The 2902-nt window shown below is 61.0% G+C and carries 2 protein-coding genes and 1 pseudogene; all 3 read right to left on the bottom strand.

The window, feature by feature from the left end; translation table 11 throughout:
- A pseudogene (locus AC5DC2_RS22265) lies at positions 1-965 on the bottom strand (hypothetical protein); the annotation flags it as partial.
- A 128-nt stretch (positions 966-1093) separates the two neighbouring features.
- On the bottom strand, positions 1094-2194 hold the full coding sequence (locus tag AC5DC2_RS22270) for an extracellular solute-binding protein (protein WP_491700066.1): 1101 nt from the start codon (positions 2192-2194) through the stop codon (positions 1094-1096).
- An 88-nt stretch (positions 2195-2282) separates the two neighbouring features.
- Positions 2283-2902, bottom strand: a 620-nt coding sequence (locus tag AC5DC2_RS22275; RefSeq protein ID WP_491700067.1) for an ABC transporter ATP-binding protein, incomplete at its 5' end; no start/stop codon positions are given.

Consider the following 2902-nt stretch of genomic DNA (forward strand, 5'->3'; position numbering starts at 1 on the left):
TGGTCTTCCGGCACCATTTCGATCCCGTGGGCCGTCATCTGGGCGTCGAGCGCGGCGAGATAATAGCCGGCCGTATAGGGACCCTTGAAGCGATAAAGCGTCTGCCAGACGTCGAGCGAGCCCCAGTCCTCGTCGGCGTCGATGAATTCCTCACGCGCCGTGGTCGCCTCGAATTCGGGGACCGCAGCGGCAGCCGTCGCCAGCAGTTCAGCCGTCACACCCGAATAGCTGGCAGCGGCATCGGGATTGGCGATCAGGTCGCCGTAAAGCGCCGCATAGACAGGGTTCCACGGCTCTTCTTCCGTCGGGCTGTCTTCGTCTTCCGTTTGAATGACATTGGCAAAGCCGGCATAGATCTCGGCCGTGCGCGGCAGGGCTTCCTTGGCCGCCTCCGAGACGACGAATGCAGGTTCCGCTGCGCTATCATCGCCGGCAGCGGCCCATTCGGCCTGCGCCGCGATCCAGTCTTCGGAGGCCATCAGGGAAACCCATGTGGCGGGCTCGACCCAGGCCTCGTTCAGGTCCTCAAACTGTTCGGTAAAAATCTCGCCGAAATCGTCGACGCGACGGCCCGTCTTGCGGAACAGGCTCGACATGCCGGTCATCTCATAGTTCAGCCGCGAGCCGAGCCTCGTGTGCTGTTTGCGCTCCGCAGCAATGATCAGGTCATCGCGCAGCGCGGCAAACACGAATTCATCGGGCAGTTCGCCTGAAGCCGGGTCCCAGCTTTCAAGCGCCGTCACGGTGCGCGGCAGCGTTTCGGGAACGATCTCGTTCTGAACGGAGCGGAACAGCATGTCCACGATCGGCGCGGCAAAGGAAACCAGCACGAACAGCAGGAGCGGCGCGATGAGTATGAGTGCGCGCATCTTCTGGCGGCGCAGTGCCTTTGCAAAGCTCGCCTTCAGCGGCTTGCCGTCGGAGGTCGTCAGCTTCTCCGCCGTGTTGGAGGTCGTGTCGCTCATGGTCCCCGCTTCTTTTGCTGGTTCGGCCTTCGGCCATCATGCTCGACCGTCTGATGCGGCCTTGGTCCGTTGTCGGTGCGGAAGGGCCGGAGCCGGCCCTTCCACGATATCGTCAGCGAAAAGCGTGCTTACTGCACCAGCCATGACTGGAACTTGGCGTCCAGGTCATCGCGGTAGTCAGCCCACCATTCGTAGTTGTAGACGAAGACGTTCTCGGCGTTCTCCGGAGCGGTCGGCATGTGCGGACCCATCTCGACGCCGAGTTCGGCATGCTTGCCGACGAGCGGAGCCGAAGAGTTACGGGCCGGACCATAGGAGATGTAGGCCGCCTGGTCGGCAAGACGCTGGGTGTCGGTCGCGAACTTGACGAAGTCCTTGACCATGGCGAGGCGATCTTCCGGCAGGCCGGCCGGAATGATCCAGCCGTCGAGGTCGAACACCTGCGCATCCCAGAGCATCTTGAAGGGCTGGTCTTCTTCAACGATCGCGGAGAACCAGCGACCGTTATAGGAGGAACCCATGACGATTTCGCCGTCGGCGAGCAGCTGCGGCGGCTCGGCGGCGGCCGACCACCAGATCACGTCGTCCTTGATGGTGTCGAGCTTGGCGAAGGCGCGATCCTGGCCTTCCTCGGTTTCGAGCACGTCATAGACGTCTTCCTTGGCAACGCCGTCGCAGATCAGCGCCCATTCCATGTTATTGATCGGCCGCTTTTCGAGCGAACGCTTGCCGGGATAGGTCTCGGTATCGAACATGGCGCAGATCGATTCCGGTTCCGGGGCGCCTTCCGGCAGCAGATCCGGACGGTAGGCGGCGGTGGTGGAGTAGACGATCTGCGGAATGAAGCAATCGGAGACGATCAGATCGCCGAAATCTTCCGAAGCCGGCGTGCCGTCGGGCGCATCGGCCAGGAGCTCGTCCGGGTCATACTCCATGGCAAGGCCCTCGTCGCAAAGACGCATGGCGTCGGCGGCAACGACGTCCACCAGATCCCAGGTCACATTGCCGGCCTCGTTCATGGCACGCAGCTTGGCAACGGCCTCATTCGAGGATTCGTCCCAGACGACTTCAATGTCCGGATTCATTTCCATGTAGGGATCGGTGTAAGCATTCTTCTGCGAAGCCTGGTAAGCGCCGCCCCACGATACGATGGTCATCTGTTCGGCGTAAGCCGCTGTTGATGTGGCGAGCGATGCCGCCAGTGCCAGAATAATAGACTTGGTTTTCATAGTCTTTCTTCCCCTTCTTCGAGATGATTGCACGAACCAGTGGGTCCGCATCCTTAGAACCGCCGATAAGCGAGATCGGCAGTTGCTGTTACGCGACGGGATCAAGCGCCTTGCAGTCGGCCGCAGCAAAGCCGATGGCCTGCTGCTTGCCCTTGTGCAAATCCCAGCGCTCGCCGCGATTTCGAACCTTGACGACGAACTCGTCGTTTCCGCACACATTCATGCGCACGCGGATATGGTCGCCAAGATAGATCAGTTCCTCGATCGTGCCGGTAATGGTATTGGCATGATCATCGGTGGGAACGATTTCAACGCGCTCCGGCCGGAGCGAAATGGTCGTGCGGTCGCCGACCTTGTCGACATTCACCTTGTCGGCAATGATCACCGTGCCGTCATCGAGCTTGACCGTGCATTCGCCGCCGCGGATCTCGGTCACCGTCCCGCTCAGCTTGTTGTTCTCGCCGATGAACTGGGCGACGAACGAATTCTGCGGGTTTTCGTAGAGCATCGACGGCTCGGACAGTTGCTGCACCACGCCGTCATTGAAGACCGCCACGCGGTCCGACATGGTCAGCGCCTCGGTCTGGTCATGCGTCACATAGACGACGGTCACGCCGAGATTGTCGTGAATATGCTTGATCTCGTACTGCATCTGCTCGCGCAGCTGCTTGTCGAGCGCGCCGAGCGGCTCGTCCATCAGCACCAGTT

Source organism: Martelella sp., from assembly GCF_984369615.1.

Bases quoted from the DNA above. Each gene is read 5' to 3' on its own strand.
- AC5DC2_RS22270 (WP_491700066.1), bottom strand. From the start codon at position 2,194: ATGAAAACCAAGTCTATTATTCTGGCACTGGCGGCATCGCTCGCCACA.